Here is a 241-nt window from a genome sequence, read left to right on the forward strand (position 1 = left end):
GCCCAGGACCTTGCCGTAGGTCTTGGACTTGGGGTTGACGTCGATCGTCACCAGCTTGTCGAATCCATCACCCATGCCCTCCACGCCCAGGGCCCAGACGTAGACGTAGTCCTCCTGGCCCTTGATCAGCTTGGTGACGTAGGGCGTGTTGCACGTCTCGTCGGCGGCGGCGACGCCGATAGCGAGTGCCACGACCAGACACGCGAAGACGACACAGATCCACATTCCACGATGCCCCATG

The 241-nt window shown here is 62.2% G+C and carries 1 pseudogene; it reads right to left on the bottom strand.

The features are described 5' to 3' along the window. Positions 1 to 192 (bottom strand): annotated as a pseudogene (locus ACLJNW_RS28070) (selenium-binding protein); the annotation flags it as partial. Between the last annotated feature and the right edge of the window lie 49 nt (positions 193 to 241).

This window comes from Salmonella sp. SAL4457, assembly GCF_046548235.1.
Lineage (GTDB): Bacteria > Pseudomonadota > Gammaproteobacteria > Enterobacterales > Enterobacteriaceae > Salmonella > Salmonella enterica.